Source organism: Anaeromyxobacter dehalogenans 2CP-1, assembly GCF_000022145.1.
GTDB classification, from domain to species: Bacteria; Myxococcota; Myxococcia; order Myxococcales; family Anaeromyxobacteraceae; genus Anaeromyxobacter; species Anaeromyxobacter dehalogenans.
In genome coordinates, this window is sequence record NC_011891.1 from 1,729,129 (window position 1) to 1,745,120 (window position 15,992).

Here is a 15,992-nt window from a genome sequence, read left to right on the forward strand (position 1 = left end):
TTCCCTGGTCCTCTCCCCCGGAGCCCACGTGCGCATCGGCCTGGCCAGCGACAGCGACGGCGACGTGGGCGCGCTCGTGCGCGCGCTCGACGTGCTGGCGCGCGCCGGCGTGGACCGGGCGTTCTTCCTGGGGCGGCGCCTCGCCGACCTGGAGGCGGCGCTGGCGCGGCGCGCGGCGGCGGGCCCGGATCCGCTGGCCGGGCGGGTGGTCCGCGTGGCGAGCCGCGCCGACCCGGAGCGCGCGGCCGGCGCGCCGGCGAAGGTGATCGATCTCCTGGAGGGCCTGCTCTGCTGCGCGGTGCACGACAAGGCCGAGCTGACCCGCGACGACATCGAGAACGCGACGCTGCTCCTGCACGGGCGCGCCGCGCGCGCCGCGCTGGTGGGGATCGGGCCGCGCTGCTTCGTGGCGCCGGGGCGCGTGCGCGCCGCCGCGGTGGCGCCCGGCACCTCGCCCGAGCCGCCCAGCTGCGCAGTGCTGGAGATCGGGCCGGACGGCTTCGCGCTCACCGTGCTCGGCCTCGACGGCGCGGAGCTGCGCCGCGAGCGCGCCGCGGCGACGGGCGGCGGCGGGAGGCTCTCGGTCCGATGAGCGGCGGCCGCGAGATCGCGCTCCTGGGCGGCTCGTTCAACCCGCCGCACGTGGCCCACCTGATGGCCGCGTGGTGGGCCCTCGCCACGCAGGGCGTCTCGGAGGTGTGGCTCCTCCCCACGTTCCGCCACCCGTTCGGCAAGGACCTGGCGCCGTTCGAGGACCGGCTGGAGATGTGCCGCCTCGCCGCGCGGGCGCTGCGCGGCGTGCACGTGTGCGGCGCCGAGGCGGAGCTGGCCGCGGACCCGCTGGTCGGCAAGACCGCCCGCACGCTCGAGCACCTCGCGGCGAAGCACCCCGATCAGCGGTTCGCGCTGATCGTCGGCGCGGACATCCTCGCCGAGACCGCGAAGTGGTACCGCTGGGACCGCGTGCAGGCGCTGGCCCGCATCATCGTGGTGGGGCGCCAGGGCCACCCGCCGGTCCCCGGCGCGCCCGACCTGCCGGCCATCTCCTCCACCGAGATCCGCGCGCGGCTCGCGCGCGGCGAGGACGTGCGCGGCCTCGTGCCGGAGAAGGTGCTGCGCTACGTCGAGGAGAAGGGGCTCTACCGCGGCTGACGCCGCGCGGGGCGCCGGGGCGCACCGCCGGCGGCCCGCAGCACCGCGTCGGCGCGCGCCCGGTCGAGGCCGCCGCGCGCCGCGATCTCCACCAGCCGCCGGGTGAGCACCCGGTACGCGTCCCGCGCCTCCCCGCGGAGCGCCCGCACCTGGCGCCGGATCACCGCGGCGTCGCCGCGGGAGGCCGGCCCGGTGAGCGCGCCGGGCAGGCCGCGCTCGGCCAGGTTCTCCACCGCGCCGCGCAGGAGCGGCACCAGGGCCGGCAGCGCCTCGGCGGGCGGCGCCCCGGCCCGCGCCCAGGTCTCGGCGGCGAGGTCGGCGAGCGCCATCACCAGGTTCGACGCCATCACCGCCGACGCGTGGTACAGCGGCCGGCCCGCCGCCGGGACGCGGATGGGCCGAAGGCCCAGGTCGCGCGCGGCGCGCACCAGCAGCCGCCGCGCCGCGGGACCCCCGTCCACCGCCGCCGCGGCGCCCGGCTGGAACGGCCCGCCCGCCAGCGCCTGGAGCGGGTGGAGCGAGCCGGGGAGGGCGCCGCGCCGGCGCGCCGGCTCCAGCACGTCGAGCGTCAGCGCCCCGGCGCCGTGGGCCACCACCTGGCCGCGGGTGAGGTGGGGCACGAGGCCGCGGACCACCTCGTCGATGACCGAGTCCGGGACCGCGAGCAGCACGACGTCGAAGCCGGCGGCGCGTTCGAGCGGGAGCGGCTCCGCGCCGAGCCGGCGCAGGCGCGTCCGGCCGCGCGCGCTGCGTGCGCTCCCGGCCACCCGCCAGCCGGCGGCGAGGAGGCCGGGGACGAGCGCGGAGGCGAGCCGGCCGGCGCCGAGGACGTAGGCGGAGGGCATGCGGGGAGTGTCCCGCCGCGCGCCGCCGGCGGCAAGGTGGCGCCGGATCAGGCGCGGGCGAACGCGAGCGCGCCGTCCGCGGCGGTCACCGCCACGGTGTCGCCGGCGACGATCTCGCCGGAGAGGATCCGCTCGGCGAGCGGCGCCTCGACCAGCCGCTGGATGGCGCCGCGCATGGGACGCGCGCCGAGCGCCGGGTCCCAGCCGCCGTGGTCGAGCAGGTGCTCCACCGCGGCGTCGTCCGCCTCGAAGCGGATGCGGCGCTCGCCCTCGAGGCGGCGCGAGGAGTCGGCGAGCAGCAGGCGCGCGATGCGGGCCACCTCGCCGCGGGCCAGCGGCGCGAGCACGAGCCGCTCGTCCAGCCGGTTCCACAGCTCCGGCGGCACCGCGCCCCGGGCGGCCGCCAGCGCGCGGTCCTCGCGCGGCGCGGCCCGGTCGGCGGCGCCGAAGCCCAGGGTGCCGGTGGAGGTCCGGGTGGCCTCGGCGGCGCCCAGGTTGGAGGTGAGCACCACCACGGTGTTGGAGAAGTCCACCAGCCGCCCGCGCCCGTCGGTGAGCCGGCCCTCCTCCAGGATCTGCAGGAGCAGCATCTGCACGTCGCGGTGCGCCTTCTCGATCTCGTCGAGCACCACCACCGACGCCGGCCGGCGGCGGACCGCGTCGGTGAGCTGCCCGCCCTCGCCGTAGCCCACGTAGCCGGGCGCGGCGCCCACCAGCCGCGCCACGCCGGTCTGCTCGGCGCACTCGGTCATGTCGAGCTGCACCAGCGCGTCGGCGGACCCGTACAGCGCGTCGGCGAGCGCGCGGGCCAGCTCGGTCTTGCCCACGCCGGTCGGCCCGAGCAGCAGGAACGAGCCCATGGGCCGGCGCGACGCGAACCCGGCGAAGTTGCGCTTCAGCACCCCGGCGACGCGGGCCACCGCGTCGGCGTGCCCCACCACCCGGGCGGCCAGCGCCGCCTCGATGCCCAGGATCCGCTCGCGATCCGAGGCGAGGAGCCGCGACTCGGGGATGCCCGCCATCTTCGCCACCACCTGCGCCACCTCGCGCTCGCCGACCTGCCGCTGGCCGGCGCGGTGCGCGCGCGAGCCGGCCAGGTCGAGCACCGCCACCGCCTTGTCGGGCAGGAAGCGGTCGGTGACGTGGCGGGCGGAGAGCGTGGCGGCGGCCTCGAGCGCCTCCGGCGCGTAGGCCACCTGGTGGTGCTTCTCGTAGCGGGGGGCGAGCCCGCGCAGGATGGTGACGGTGTCGGCCACCGACGGCTCCCGCACCAGCACCGGGGTGAAGCGGCGCTCCAGCGCCGGGTCCTTCTCGATGTGCTGGCGGTACTCGTCGTGCGTGGTGGCGCCGATGCAGGGGAACTCGCCGCGCGCCAGCGCCGCCTTCAGCTCGTTGGCGGCGTCCTGCGGCCCCTCGCCGGCGGCGCCCGCGCCCATGAGCGTGTGCACCTCGTCGATGAACACCACCACCCGGCCGCCGGCCTTGCGGACCTCCTCCTTGATGCCGAGGAGCTTCTCGGAGAACGCGCCGCGGAGCTGGGTGCCGGCCACCACGCTCGCCATGTCGATCTCGACCAGGATCCGCTCGCGGGCCTGGCCCGCCGAGGCGAGCAGCCGCTGCGCGATGCCCTCGACGATGGCGGTCTTGCCCACGCCCGGCTCGCCCACCAGCAGCGGGTTGTTGGTGCGGCGCTTGCCGAGGACGTCGATGGCCTCCTCCACCTCGCGCTCGCGCCCGACCAGCGGGTCGAGCTTGCCGGCCGCGGCGAGCTCGGTGAGGTTGCGGCCGAGCTGCGAGAGCCAGGGGAAGACCTTGGGGTCGAGCGCGTGCGGGCCGTTGCGGCGGGCGGGGGCCGCGGCCGCCGCGGCGGCGCGAGGCTCGGCGGCGGCGAGCGGGGGCGCCGCGGGCGCCGGGGTCGCGGCGGGGGCGGGGGTGAGGGCCGGGGCCTCACCGAGCGCGTCCTCCAGCCGATCGTCGAGGTCGTCCGCGGGCGGCGCGTCGGCGCCTCGCCGCGGGGCCGGGGGGGCGGTCGCGCCGGCCGCCGGGCCCACCTTCACCGGCTGGAGCTGGCGGAGCCGGCGCGGCATGCGGGCGGTGAAGTAGGACAGCGCGATGTTGCGCAGCGAGGCGAGCTGCAGCCCGCAGGCGGCGAGCAGCTGGTGGGCGGCGGCGCCGCGGACCCGGCTCATGGCGATGAGCAGGTGCAGGCAGTCCACCTCCTCGGCGCCCACGCCCTCGGCCACGTCCCGCGCGCGCTCGCGGAGGTCGCGCTCGACGCCCTCCGGCTCGCGGGGCGCGCCGGTCATGGCGAGCAGGATGCGGTCCTCGTCGATGCCGCGATCCCGGAGCAGGACCTCCGCGCGGTTGGGCACGGTGAAGAAGGCGAGGAGCTGGTGCGCGCTGGTGAGCTTCTGGTTGACGCTCCGTGCGATGTCCTCGGCCTCGGCCAGGACCTGCAGGAGCTCCATCGACTCGATGACCGTGGCCATTCCCGGGGAGAGTGCGATATCGGCCCGAACGGGTCAAATTTCGGGCCCTTCCAGGCCACGCGGGCCCCGGCGGGGAGCGCGGCACTTTGCCATTGACCCGCACGGCCGCACCCAGGGTCTGCGCGGCGCTGCATGGTTTCCGGGCACGGGGATCCGGCGCGGCGGGGCCGGTGCGGGCGGCGGCGGGTGCGTTCCATGGCGAGCGAGGTCCCGATGCGCATCGCGGTGCGGCTCCCGGGCTTCGAGGACTGGCGGGCCCAGGTGAAGTGCCAGGTCGGCTGCCCCGTCGACACCGACGGCGGCCGCTACTGCCAGCTCGTCGCGCAGGAGCGGTACGAGGAGGGGTACCTCGTCGCCCGGGCCCCGAATCCGTTCGCGTCGGTGTGCGGCCGCGTCTGCGCGGCGCCGTGCGAGGACGCCTGCCGCCGCGGCACCATCGACGCGCCCATCACCATCCGCGCCCTGAAGCGGACCCTCACCGAGCGCTACGGCGTCGAGTCGGTCCACCCCGACGCGCAGGACCGCCTCCGCGAGGCGCTGGTGCCGGAGGGCAACCGCTACCCGGGGCACCTCCCCACCGCGCCGCTCCGCCGTCCGGCGCAGGCCGGCGGCCGCAAGGTCGCGGTGATCGGGGCCGGGCCGGCCGGGCTCTCGGCCGCGCACGATCTCGCGCTGCTCGGCCACGACGTGACGGTCCTCGAGGCCGCCGAGGAGCCGGGCGGGATGATGCGCTTCGGCATCCCCGAGTACCGGCTGCCCCGCAGCGTGATCCGCGGGGAGATCGAGAAGATCCTGGCGCTCGGCGTCACGCTCCGGACCAGCGCGCCGCTCACCGCCGAGCGCGGCCTCGCCGCGCTGAGGGCCGAGGGCTTCGAGGCGTTCTTCCTCTCGGTGGGCGTGCAGAAGGGGCGCGACCTCGCCATCCCCGGCGTCGAGCTCGACGGCGTGGTCAAGGCGGCCGACTTCCTGCTCAACGCAAACCGCGGCTACCGGATGGACCTGGGCCAGCGCGTGGTGGTGATCGGCGGCGGGTTCGTGGCGTTCGACGCCGCGCGCATGGCCCTGCGCGCCGGGCGGGAGGACCGCGAGGACGACGTCCGCGCCCTGGGCGCGAGCCTGAAGGCGGAGTCGGACGCGCGCCTGGTCGAGGCGCTCGACTCGGCGCGCGCGGCGGTGCGCGGCGGCGCCGCCGAGGTGACCATCGTCTCGCTGGAGAGCTTCACCGAGATGCCGGTCCTGCGGACCGCGCAGGGGCACGAGGAGTTCCAGGAGGCGAAGAAGGAGGGGATCCGCTTCGAGCCGCGGCGCGGGCCGAAGCGGTTCGTGGGGTCCGGCCGGCTCGAGGCGGTCGAGCTGCGCGCGGTGACGCGGGTCTTCGACGACGCGGGCCGCTTCTCGCCCGCCTACGACGACCAGGACGTCGTCGCCGTCCCCGCGGACGGCTGCATCCTCGCCATCGGCCAGCGCGCCGACCTCTCCTTCCTCCGCCCCGAGGACGGGGTGGAGCTCACGCCGGCGGGGACGATCAAGGTGGACCGGACCACGCTCGCGACCAGCGCGCCGGGCGTCTACGCCGGCGGCGACGTGGCGTTCGGTCCCCGGAACCTCATCGAGGCGATCGCGAACGGGAAGCGGGCCGCGCGCTCCATCCACGAGCACCTGTCGGGCGAGGCCGCCCGGCTCGAGGCGATCATCTCCGTCCAGAAGATCCCCACCCGCGACTACCGGATGATCGCCGGCTTCGAGCTGCTCGACCGCGAGGCGCCCCCCACGCTCGACCTGGGGCGGCGGAGCGGCATCGCCGAGGTGGAGAGCGCGTTCGCGGCCGACGAGGCCATCGCGCAGGGCGCGCGCTGCCTCGTCTGCCACGTCCAGACCATCTACGATCCGGAGAAGTGCGTGCTCTGCGGGCGCTGCGTGGACGTGTGCCCGGAGTACTGCCTGGCGCTGGTGCCGCTCGAGGACGTGGACCTGCCGGAGGAGGAGCGGCGGGCGCTCGCCGCGGCGGCCGAGGCCGGCGGCCTGCCGCTCTCCGCCATGATCAAGGACGACGCGCCCTGCATCCGGTGCGGGCTCTGCGCCATCCGCTGTCCGACCGACGCGATGACGATGGAACGGTTCCAGCTCACGCAGCGCTACGCCCCCGCGGCCTAGCGGGGGCGCCGAGGTTCGCCATGGCCGAGCGGAAGGACCGAAGGGACTTCCTCGTGGGCGTCGGGATCGGCGCCGGGGTGGTGGCGCTGGGCGGCCAGGGGGTGGCGGCGCTGCGCTCCCTCGTGCCGAACGTGTCCTACGACGCGCCCACCACGGTGAAGCTCGGGCCGCCGGCCGAGTTCCCCGACGGGATGAAGTTCCTGCCCGAGCAGCGCCTGTTCGTGTTCCGGGAGGGCAACACCTTCCACGCCATCTCCGCGGTCTGCACGCACCTCGGGTGCACGGTGCGCGCCGAGGCGCTGCCCAGGGTGGAGACGAAGGAGGTCGGCGGCCGGCCGCTCAAGCTCACCCACCGCTTCCTCTGCCCGTGCCACGGCTCGCGCTACCAGGGCGACGGGCAGAACGTGGCCGGGCCCGCGCCGCGGCCGCTCGCCTGGTACGACCTGACGCTCGCCGCGGACGACGGGCAGCTGGTCGTCGACCTGGCGCGGCCCGTCGCGCACGACTTCCGCCTGACCATCGCGTGAGGAGGCGATCGTGGCCACCCTGCCCGAACCGTCGGTGAGCACGCCCGCGCCGGCCGCCGCGCCCGGCGTCCACCCTCGCCCGCTGTGGAGCCTGCGGCCCGCGTCCGACCGCGAGGCGGGCGACGCGATCGTCGCGAACTTCCTCCTCCACTGGTTCCCGGCGAAGGCGCTGCGCGCCTCGCTGGAGTGGCGGTACTCGCTCTGGCTCGGCACCATCTCGGCGGCGCTGCTGCTGCTGCTGGTGGTCTCCGGCCTGCCGCTGCTGTTCCTGCACGTGCCCTCGGTGGAGCGGGCCTACGGCTCGGTGAAGGACATCGAGTACGTGGTGACGTTCGGCTCCTGGATCCGCTCGGTCCACCGCCTGTCGGCGCACCTCATGGTGGCGGCGGTGTTCCTGCACCTGGTCCGGGTGTTCCTGACCGGCGCCTACAAGAACGGCGTCGGGCGCGGCCAGCGGCGCGAGTGGAACTGGATCCTCGGCGTGGTGATGCTGCTCGTCACGCTGTTCCTCTCCTTCACCGGCTACCTGCTGCCCTGGGACCAGCTCGCCTACTGGGCGGTGACGGTCGGCACCAACATCGCCTCGGCGGTCCCCCTCGTCGGGGAGGAGCTGCGGGAGCTGATGCTCGGCGGCCGCACCATCGACCAGCCCACGCTGATCCGCTTCTACGTGCTCCACGTCATCGTCCTGCCCGGCGCGCTGTTCGCGCTGCTCGCCTATCACATGTGGCGGATCCGCAAGGACGGCGGCCTGGCCTGCGCCGACCGCGCGGTGGTGCTGCCGGCGCCGGCGGAGGTCCCGCCCGCCGCCACCAAGACCTACACGCTCCTCGGCATCGCCCGCGGGACGCACCCGACCATCCGCGCCACCTCGGTGGAGCGGCCCGACACCACGGTGAGCGCGGTGCCGGACCTGACCCGCCGCGCGGCCATCGTGGTCCTCGGCACCATGGCGCTGGTGAGCATCCTGGCGGTGCTGGTGCCCTCGCCGCTGGAGGAGCCCGCCAACCCGCTCGTCACGCCGAACCCGGCGAAGGCGCCCTGGTACTTCCTGTGGCTGCAGGAGCTGGTGACCGACACGACGTTCCGGATCGGCTCGTTCACCGTCAACGGCGCGTTCCTCGGCGGCGTGATCCTGCCCGGCATCCTGGTCGCGCTGATGGTCGCGTGGCCGTGGCTCGACCGGAGCCCGGCCGCGGCGGCGGGGCGCTGGTTCCCGCGGAGCCGCCGCACGCAGAACCTGGTGTTCCTGCTGATCGTGGGGGTGGTGCTCGTCCTCACCTACATCGGCCTGTTCGCGCGCGGTCCCTACTGGAACCTGTACTGGCCGTGGGAGGCCTGGCCCCAGCTCCCGACGCGGATCTGATCATGGAACAGCGCACGCCCTCGCCCTACCGTCGCCGCGACCGGCTCCTCCTCGCCGTCGTCGGCCTGTCGCTGGTCGTCTCGCTCGGCCTGTTCGCCTGGAAGGACTGGTCCCACGACTGGCGCTACTACCAGTGGGAGTTCCGGAACCAGGTGGAGGCGAAGCTCGGGGCGGAGAAGGCCCGCACCGTGCCCTCGGGCATGCTGCAGATCTGGGTGCCGGCGCTGCGGCACGCGGATCGCTGCCCGATGTGCCACCAGGCGGTCTCGTGGAAGGGCTTCGAGGACGCCGAGAACCCGTTCCGCACGCACCCGCCGGCGATCCTGGCCGCGCACCCGGCCGAGCGCTACGGCTGCACCGCGTGCCACGGCGGCCAGGGCTACGCGGTGGACGTGGAGGCGGCGCACGGGCCGGTCCGGTTCTGGGAGGAGCCGGTGCTGGGCGCGACGCTCGGCGCGGAGTACTCGCTGGCGACCGACAAGGGCGCGCTCCTGCAGATGAACTGCAACGTCTGCCACCGCTACGACCGCGAGACGAAGGGCGCGAAGGCCATCAACGACGCGAAGGCGCTGGTGGCGCAGAAGGGCTGCCGCGCCTGCCACGTGATCAACGGGCGCGGCGGCAGCATCGGCCCGGACCTCACCTTCGAGGGCGACAAGGCGCCGGAGCAGTTCGACTACACGCGCCTGCTCGGGCAGCAGACCATGTTCGCCTGGCACGTGGCGCACTTCCGCGAGCCGAAGGCGATCGTGCCCGAGACGGTGATGCCGAACTTCAACTTCTCGACCGCGCAGGTGCAGTCGCTCGCGATGCTGGTGATGTCCTGGCGCAAGGTGGAGCTGCCATCGTCCTACCTGCGCGGCGCGCCGCGGACCGACCCGCAGACGCCGGCGGAGATCGAGGAGGAGCAGCGGATGCTGCACGGGCCGGGCGCGTGGTTCGTGAAGACCGGCTGCTTCATCTGCCACAACGTGTCCTCGCTGGGCGTGAAGAGCCCGGCGCAGATCGGCCCGGACCTCTCCATCGCGGTGGAGGACGTCCAGGCGCGCTTCGGGCGCACGCTGGACGACTTCCTGCGGGCGCCGACGGGTACGATGTCGGTGGTCCTCTCGCGCCAGATCATCCTGACGCCGGCGCAGCTCGACATGGCCATCCAGAAGGTCCGCGAGGCGTACGCCGAGCACCTGAAGCAGAAGGCGGCCGCCGGGCAGCAGGCGCCGGCGGAGCCGGCATCCGAGCAGAAGACCCCCGGGCCGAAGGCGCCCGTCCGCAAGGCACCCGCCCGCTGAACATCGACGACGGAGGCAGACATGGCCGACACGAAGCTCTGGACGAGGATCGCCGTGGCGCTCGCGGCGGTGGGGGCGCTGGCGCTCGTGGTGGGCTGCCCGCCCAGCAAGCCGAAGGGCTCGAAGCGCCCCGCCGCCGCGTCGGACATCGCGGTGGCGGCGGAGAAGACCTACGTCCCGCCCGGCGACCTCGACGAGTACTACATGTTCTCGTCCGGCGGTCACTCCGGGCAGGTCTACGTCTACGGCATCCCGTCGATGCGCCACATCACCACCATCCCGGTGTTCGCGCCGTACTCGGGCACGGGCTACGGCTTCGACGACGAGTCGAAGGCGATGCTCGGCAACCTGACCTGGGGTGACGTGCACCACCCGGCGCTCTCCGAGACCGGCGGCGACTACGACGGGCGCTGGCTGTTCGTCAACGAGATGAACGGGCGGGTGGCGCGCATCGACCTGCGCGACTTCAAGACGCGGCAGATCATCGGGCCGGTGCCGAACATCTCGGGCAACCACGGGTCCACCTTCATCACGCCGAACAGCGAGTACATCCTCATGTCCTCGCGGTTCTCCATCCCCATCCCCAAGGGGAAGGCGGTGTCGATCGACCGGTACGCCAGCGAGTACAAGGGCGTCGCGGCCGGGATCAAGGTCGACCCGAAGACCGGCCAGATGTCGCTGGGCTGGCAGGTGCTCCTGCCGCCGTTCGACTGGGACCTCGGCGACGCCGGCAAGAAGCTGTCGGAGGGCTGGTTCTTCCTCACCTGCTACAACTCCGAGCGCGCCACCGGGAAGCTCGAGGTCACCGCCTCGCAGCGCGACCGCGACTACATCGCGGCCATCGACTGGCGCCTGGCCGAGAAGGCGGCGGCGGAGGGGAAGGGCGAGCTCGTCGGCGGCGTGAAGGTGCTCGATCCGAAGACCGTCCCCGGGCTCGTGTACCTGCTTCCCTGCGGGAAGTCGCCGCACGGCGTGGACGTCTCGCCCGACGGCAAGTACGTGGTCGGCTCCGGCAAGCTCCAGGGCGTCACCACCGCCTTCAACTTCGAGAAGGTCCTCACCGCCATCAAGAACAAGGACTTCGCCGGCGAGGAGGACGGCATCCCGGTCCTCAAGTACGAGTCCATCAAGGACGCGGAGGTGCCGGTGGGGCTCGGGCCTCTCCACACGCAGTTCGGGCCCGACGGCATGGCGTACACCTCGCTGTTCGTGGACAGCGCGCTCGCGAAGTGGAAGCTCGGGACCTGGGAGGTCCTGGACAAGGTCCCGATGTCCTACTCGACCGGCCACCTCGCCGCGGCCGAGGGCGACACCGTCTCGCCGGACGGGAAGTGGCTGGTGGGCCTCAACAAGCTCTCCCACGGGCGGCACCTCCCCGTCGGCCCGTCGCAGCCCGAGTCCTCGCAGCTCGTGGACATCTCGGGCGACAAGATGAAGCTCGTCTACGACGCGTTCACCGAGCCCGAGCCGCACTACGCGCAGATCATCAAGGCCGACAAGCTGAAGCCGATCGAGGTCTACCCGAGGGAGGAGAACAAGCACCCGCTCGCGATCTGGGACGTGAAGGACGCGGGGGTGACGCGCAAGGGCAACGAGGTGCTGGCGAAGGTGGTGGTGGTGCGGTCCAGCATGACGCCGGCGCTCATCGAGGTGAACGAGGGCGACACGGTCAAGGTCGCGCTCACCAACATCGAGCAGACCACCGACGAGCTCCACGGCTTCGGGCTGCTCGACTACAACATCAACGTCGTCCTCGATCCCGGCGAGACCAAGACCGTCACCTTCAAGGCCGACAAGCCGGGCGTCTTCCCCTACTACTGCACCAACTTCTGCTCCGCGCTGCACCAGGAGATGCAGGGTTATCTCGTGGTGAAGCCGAGGTAGCGCCGCGCCACCGGGGACCGCCATGAAGAGACTGCTCGAGCGGAGCCACGCGCTCCTCACCGCGCCGGTGGGCGCGACGCCGCGGGTGCTCGCGCTCGTGGCGGCGCTGCTCGTCGTCCCGACCTACGTCGCGCCGCTGTGGAACCTCACCATGTTCGCGCCGCAGTACGGGGACGGGCTCCGGCTGGACATCTACAGCTACAAGCTGGAGGGCGGGAACCACGGGCAGGACCTGAAGGAGATCAACCTCCTCAACCACTACATCGGCATGCACGACCTGGCGGAGGAGGACTTCCGCGAGTTCAAGTGGATGCCGTTCGTGCTGGGCGGCCTCGCGCTCGTCTTCCTCCGGGCGGCGGTCATGGGGCGGCTGCTCGACCTGCTCGACTCGCTGGTGGTGTTCACCTACGTCGGGCTCTTCTCGCTCTGGTCGTTCGGCTACAAGCTGTACAGCTACGGCCACGACCTCGCCCCCGGCGCGCCGGTGAAGGTCCCGCCGTTCATGCCGCCGATGATGGGCGGCGCCCAGCTCGCGAACTTCGAGGTGTACTCGTACCCGGGCCTCGGCTCGTACGCGCTGTTCGCGGTGGGGTTCGCGCTGGCGGCGGCGCTCGTGCTGGGCGTGCGTGGCACGCGCCGGCGCGTCGTGGCCCTGCCGGTCCCGGCCGGTGGGCCCTGAGGCGATGGACGCCGTCGCGCCGCTCCTCGCCGTCCTCCTCGCCCAGGGCGACATGGCGGCCATCCCCGCCGGCAACCTGGAGGGGCGCCCGCCGCCCGGGGAGACGTCGCCGCTGCAGGCCAGGGTGGACGCGGCTGCGCCGGGCGAGCGGATCGAGGTCGGCCCCGGCACGTACGAGGGCGACCTCTACCTCGACCGTCCGGTCCACCTCGCCGGGCGCGGCCGCCCGCGGCTGGTGGGATCGGGCCGGGGCAGCGTGGTGCGCGTCCGGGCGCCCGGGGTGGTGGTGGAGGGCTTCGACGTCGACGGGCGCGAGGGCGGCGACCTGGGCCGCGACTCGGCCGGCGTCCACGTCGCGGCCCGCGACGCAGTGATCCGCGACTGCCGCATCGGGCGCGCGCTGTTCGGGATCTACCTGCGCGAGGCGAACGGCGCGCGCATCGAGGGGAACGTGGTGACGGGGATCCGCTCGAAGGAGCCGGGCGAGAAGGGCTCCGGCATCCACGTCTGGAACACCGACGGGTTCACGCTCGAGCGCAACGAGATCCGCGACGCCCGCGACGGCTTCTACATCCAGTCCTCCCCGCACGGCGTCGTCCGCGGCAACGTCGCGCGCGAGCTCCGGTACGCGCTGCACTACATGTTCTCGGACGACAACGTCTTCGAGGACAACCTGTTCGAGCGCTCGGACGCCGGCGCCGTCCTGATGTACTCGCGCCGGATCGCGTTCCGCCGCAACCGATTCCTGCACAACCGCGGCTTCGCCTCGGTGGGGCTCCTCTACAAGGCCTGCGACGACGTGATCGCCGAGGACAACCTCATCGCCGACAACGCCCGCGGCGTGTTCCTGGAGGGCTCGTACCGGGACGTCTTCCGCCGCAACGTGATCGCCGAGTCCGACGCGGCCATCGTGCTGTACGACTCCTGCGGCGGCGTCCGCTTCGAGGGCAACGCGTTCGTCGGCAACCTCACCACGCTCGACCTCGTGGGCCGGCGCACCGACACCGGGTTCGACGGCAACTACTGGTCGGACGACCGCGGGCTCGACCTCGACGGCGACGGGAGGAACGATGCGCCGCACGTCCTCGGGAGCCTGTTCGATCACCTGCGCGGCAACCTCTCCGCCGCGGACCTGCTCGCGCAGAGCGTCGCCGCCTCGGCGCTGGCCGCCGCGGAGCGCAGCTTCCCGGTGCTGGCCCGGATCCAGGCGGTCGATCACGCCCCGCTGGCGCGGCCGCCGGTGCTGCCGGCGGTGCCGGTGGCGCGCCCGGAGGATGGCGGCGCGGCCGCAGCGGGCGTGGCGGGCTCGGCCGGCGCGGTGGGGCTCGGCCTGGCGGTGCTCGCGCTCGGCGGGCGGGCCGCGCGACGGGGGCGTCCGTGATCCGGTTCGAGGCGCTCACCAAGCGGTACGGGCGCCACCGCGCCGTCGAGGCGCTCTCGCTCGAGCTCGCCGCCGGCGAGGTGGTGGCGCTGCTCGGGCCGAACGGCTCCGGCAAGACCACCTCGCTGAAGGTGGCGGCGGGGCTGGTGCTGCCCACCTCGGGCCGGGTGCTCGCCGGCGAGCCTCCCGCCAGCACGCGCGACCCGGCCGCGCGGCGCGTCCTGTCGTTCCTGCCGCAGCGGGTGAGCTTCCCGGAATCGCTCACCGGCCGCGAGGTGCTCGAGTTCTACCGGCGCCTGCGCGGCGCGCCCGCCGGCGCCGCGGAGCAGGCGCTCCGCGCGGCCTCGCTGGACGGGGCGGCCGAGCGGGCGGTGGGGACGTACTCGGGCGGCATGACCCAGCGGCTCGGGCTGGCGGTGGCGGCCCTGCCCGACGCCCGGGCCTACCTGCTCGACGAGCCCACCTCGGCGCTGGACGCCGAAGGGCTGGCGGCATTCTACGCGCTGGTCGAGCGCTGGCGCGGCGAGGGGCGGACGGTGCTGTTCAGCTCGCACCAGCTCGGGGACGCGGAGCGGCTCGCGGACCGGATCGCGATCCTGGTGGACGGGCGGCTGGTCGCGGCGCTCGGGCAGCGCGAGCTGGCGGATCGGCTGGCCGCGCGCGGGCGCATGCGCCTGCGGCTCGACGCCTGCCCCGCCGGGCTGGCCGAGCGGCTGGCCGCGCTCGCGCCCGGCGCGCGCTGGACCGGCGAGGAGCTGGTGATCCCCGGGCCGCCCGCGCTGCGCGCGCAGGCGCTGGAGCTGGCGCGCGCCGCGGGCGCGGAGATCCGCAGCCTCAGCGCCGAGGACGGGCGCCTGGAGCCGCTGTACCGCGAGCTGGTGGAGGGTTCCGCATGAGGACACGAGCTTCCGCGCGGCTCGCCGCGCTCGTGGTCGCCGCCGCCTGCGCCGCCGGCTGCCAGCGCGGCCCCCCGGCGCCGGCCCGGCTGGATCCCCGCAACGACGCCTGCGCCCACTGCCGCATGATGGTGTCGGATCCGCCGTTCGCCGCCCAGCTCGTCGCACCGGGCGAGGAGCCGCGGTTCTTCGACGACCTCGGGTGCCTGCGCGACTACCTGCGCGAGCACCCGCGGCTGCCGCGCGGGGCGGTGGCGTACGTCGCCGATCACCGGACCTCGGCCTGGGTGCGCGCCGACGCGGCCACGGTCTCGCGCGTGCCCGGGCTCCGCACGCCCATGGGCTCGGAGCTGATCGCCCACGCGGACGCCGCGTCGCGCGACGCCGACCCCGCCGCCAGGGGGGCCGTCCCGGTGCCGGCCGCGGAGCTCCTCGGCGCGGCACCCTCGGCGGAGCGGCGATGAGCCTCGGCGGTTCGCCCTTGCTCCTCGTGGCGCGGCAGGAGCTCCTGCTCGCGGCGCGCTCGCGCTGGGTGCAGATCTTCGCGGCGGTGTTCGCGGTGCTCTCGCTCGGCGTGGCCGGGTCCGGCTACGTCCTCTCCGGCGGGCACGGGTTCCAGGACTTCGCCCGGACCAGCGCGTCGCTGGTGGAGCTGGTGGCGCTGGTGGTCCCGCTGGCGGCGCTGCTCATGGGCGTCCTCGCGCTCGCGCCGGAGCGCGGCACCGCGGAGCTGCTGTACGCCCAGCCGGTGTCGCGCCGGACCATCCTGCTCGGCAAGCTGCTCGGCCTGTTCGCGGCGCTCTCCGCCGCCGAGCTGGTCGGGTTCGGCGCCGCCGGCGTGGTGGTGTTCTCGCAGGCCGGCGAGGAGGGTGGGGGAGGGTACGCGCTGCTCGTGATCGGTGCGGCCCTGCTCACCGCGGCGTTCCTCGCCATCGCCGCGCTGATCGCGGCCGGCGCGGTCGGCCGCCGGCGCGTGCGGGCGCTCGCCGTGGCGGTGGTGGTGTGGTTCGCGGCCGTGGTCCTGCTCGACGTGGCCGCGCTCGGCGTGGCGTCGCTGCTGCCCTCCGGGACCGCCTCGCGCCTGCTCGTCGTCGCCGTGATCGCGAACCCCGTCGGCGCGGCGCGGACCGGCGCGCTCCTCGCGGTCGAGGGCACCGCGGCGTTCGGCGCGGCGTCGCTCGCGTTCCTGCGGTTCACCGGCGGCCCCGCCGGCGCCGCGGTCGCGCTCGCGACGTCGCTCGCGCTCTGGATCGTGGTGCCGACCGCGCTGGCGGCGCGCCGGATCGGGCGGGTGGATCTGTAAGGGACTGTCGGAGCGCCCCGGGCCGCC

General features: G+C 74.7%; 14 protein-coding genes. 12 read left to right on the forward strand and 2 right to left on the reverse strand.

The features are described 5' to 3' along the window. Positions 1-28 precede the first annotated feature (28 nt). Positions 29-592, forward strand: a complete 564-nt coding sequence (locus tag A2CP1_RS07775) for a hypothetical protein (RefSeq protein ID WP_012632828.1) — start codon at positions 29-31, stop codon at positions 590-592. After that, entirely contained in the window at positions 589-1,152 is a 564-nt protein-coding gene (gene nadD / locus A2CP1_RS07780; RefSeq protein ID WP_012632829.1) for a nicotinate (nicotinamide) nucleotide adenylyltransferase, read from the forward strand. The genes A2CP1_RS07775 and nadD overlap by 4 nt, the downstream gene beginning before the upstream one ends. Here nadD and A2CP1_RS07785 read toward each other — a convergent pair. Further along, positions 1,140-1,997: a Rossmann-like and DUF2520 domain-containing protein gene (locus tag A2CP1_RS07785; RefSeq protein ID WP_012632830.1), complete on the reverse strand. Its 858-nt coding sequence runs from the start codon at positions 1,995-1,997 to the stop codon at positions 1,140-1,142. The two genes, nadD and A2CP1_RS07785, sit on opposite strands and share 13 nt — an antisense overlap. 47 nt (positions 1,998-2,044) lie before the next feature. Further along, positions 2,045-4,486 (reverse strand): AAA family ATPase, encoded by a 2,442-nt coding sequence (locus tag A2CP1_RS07790; RefSeq protein WP_012632831.1) that lies wholly within the window; start codon positions 4,484-4,486, stop codon positions 2,045-2,047. A 195-nt stretch (positions 4,487-4,681) separates the two neighbouring features. On the opposite strand from A2CP1_RS07790, the gene A2CP1_RS07795 reads away from it, so the two are divergent. Genes A2CP1_RS07795 through A2CP1_RS07840 form a run of 10 tightly spaced genes read left to right on the forward strand, consistent with a single transcriptional unit; the run spans position 4,682 to position 15,965 of the window. Next, positions 4,682-6,640 carry an FAD-dependent oxidoreductase gene (locus A2CP1_RS07795; protein WP_245530011.1) on the forward strand — a complete coding sequence of 653 codons (1,959 nt, stop codon included), beginning with the start codon at positions 4,682-4,684 and terminating at the stop codon, positions 6,638-6,640. Between the two features lie 20 nt (positions 6,641-6,660). Continuing rightward, positions 6,661-7,167: a QcrA and Rieske domain-containing protein gene (locus A2CP1_RS07800; protein WP_012632833.1), complete on the forward strand. Its 507-nt coding sequence runs from the start codon at positions 6,661-6,663 to the stop codon at positions 7,165-7,167. Between the two features lie 10 nt (positions 7,168-7,177). Beyond that, positions 7,178-8,533 (forward strand): cytochrome b, encoded by a 1,356-nt coding sequence (locus tag A2CP1_RS07805; protein ID WP_012632834.1) that lies wholly within the window; start codon positions 7,178-7,180, stop codon positions 8,531-8,533. Positions 8,534-8,535: 2 nt separating this feature from the next. Then, entirely contained in the window at positions 8,536-9,822 is a 1,287-nt protein-coding gene (locus A2CP1_RS07810; protein ID WP_012632835.1) for a c-type cytochrome, read from the forward strand. Positions 9,823-9,843: 21 nt separating this feature from the next. After that, positions 9,844-11,706 (forward strand): Sec-dependent nitrous-oxide reductase, encoded by a 1,863-nt coding sequence (nosZ, locus tag A2CP1_RS07815; RefSeq protein WP_012632836.1) that lies wholly within the window; start codon positions 9,844-9,846, stop codon positions 11,704-11,706. Between the two features lie 22 nt (positions 11,707-11,728). Then, positions 11,729-12,385: a hypothetical protein gene (locus A2CP1_RS07820; protein WP_012632837.1), complete on the forward strand. Its 657-nt coding sequence runs from the start codon at positions 11,729-11,731 to the stop codon at positions 12,383-12,385. A 4-nt stretch (positions 12,386-12,389) separates the two neighbouring features. Continuing rightward, the gene (nosD, locus tag A2CP1_RS07825) at positions 12,390-13,766 is read left to right on the forward strand and encodes a nitrous oxide reductase family maturation protein NosD (RefSeq protein WP_012632838.1); all 1,377 of its coding nucleotides are present in this window, start codon (positions 12,390-12,392) and stop codon (positions 13,764-13,766) included. Continuing rightward, a complete protein-coding gene (locus tag A2CP1_RS07830; RefSeq protein ID WP_012632839.1) occupies positions 13,763-14,662 on the forward strand; it encodes an ABC transporter ATP-binding protein in 900 nt (299 codons plus the stop codon). The genes nosD and A2CP1_RS07830 overlap by 4 nt, the downstream gene beginning before the upstream one ends. Further along, a complete protein-coding gene (locus tag A2CP1_RS07835; protein WP_012632840.1) occupies positions 14,659-15,126 on the forward strand; it encodes a nitrous oxide reductase accessory protein NosL in 468 nt (155 codons plus the stop codon). Before A2CP1_RS07830 ends, A2CP1_RS07835 begins: the two co-directional genes overlap by 4 nt. Beyond that, complete coding sequence (locus A2CP1_RS07840) at positions 15,123-15,965, forward strand: ABC transporter permease subunit (RefSeq protein WP_012632841.1); 843 nt, start codon at positions 15,123-15,125, stop codon at positions 15,963-15,965. The genes A2CP1_RS07835 and A2CP1_RS07840 overlap by 4 nt, the downstream gene beginning before the upstream one ends. Positions 15,966-15,992: the final 27 nt, after the last annotated feature.

Bases quoted from the DNA above. Each gene is read 5' to 3' on its own strand.
- A2CP1_RS07795 (WP_245530011.1), top strand. From the start codon at position 4,682: ATGGCGAGCGAGGTCCCGATGCGCATCGCGGTGCGGCTCCCGGGCTTC.
- A2CP1_RS07810 (WP_012632835.1), top strand. From the start codon at position 8,536: ATGGAACAGCGCACGCCCTCGCCCTACCGTCGCCGCGACCGGCTCCTC.
- A2CP1_RS07835 (WP_012632840.1), top strand. From the start codon at position 14,659: ATGAGGACACGAGCTTCCGCGCGGCTCGCCGCGCTCGTGGTCGCCGCC.
- A2CP1_RS07840 (WP_012632841.1), top strand. From the start codon at position 15,123: ATGAGCCTCGGCGGTTCGCCCTTGCTCCTCGTGGCGCGGCAGGAGCTC.
- A2CP1_RS07820 (WP_012632837.1), top strand. From the start codon at position 11,729: ATGAAGAGACTGCTCGAGCGGAGCCACGCGCTCCTCACCGCGCCGGTG.
- A2CP1_RS07790 (WP_012632831.1), bottom strand. From the start codon at position 4,486: ATGGCCACGGTCATCGAGTCGATGGAGCTCCTGCAGGTCCTGGCCGAG.
- A2CP1_RS07800 (WP_012632833.1), top strand. From the start codon at position 6,661: ATGGCCGAGCGGAAGGACCGAAGGGACTTCCTCGTGGGCGTCGGGATC.
- nadD (WP_012632829.1), top strand. From the start codon at position 589: ATGAGCGGCGGCCGCGAGATCGCGCTCCTGGGCGGCTCGTTCAACCCG.
- A2CP1_RS07785 (WP_012632830.1), bottom strand. From the start codon at position 1,997: ATGCCCTCCGCCTACGTCCTCGGCGCCGGCCGGCTCGCCTCCGCGCTC.
- nosD (WP_012632838.1), top strand. From the start codon at position 12,390: ATGGACGCCGTCGCGCCGCTCCTCGCCGTCCTCCTCGCCCAGGGCGAC.
- nosZ (WP_012632836.1), top strand. From the start codon at position 9,844: ATGGCCGACACGAAGCTCTGGACGAGGATCGCCGTGGCGCTCGCGGCG.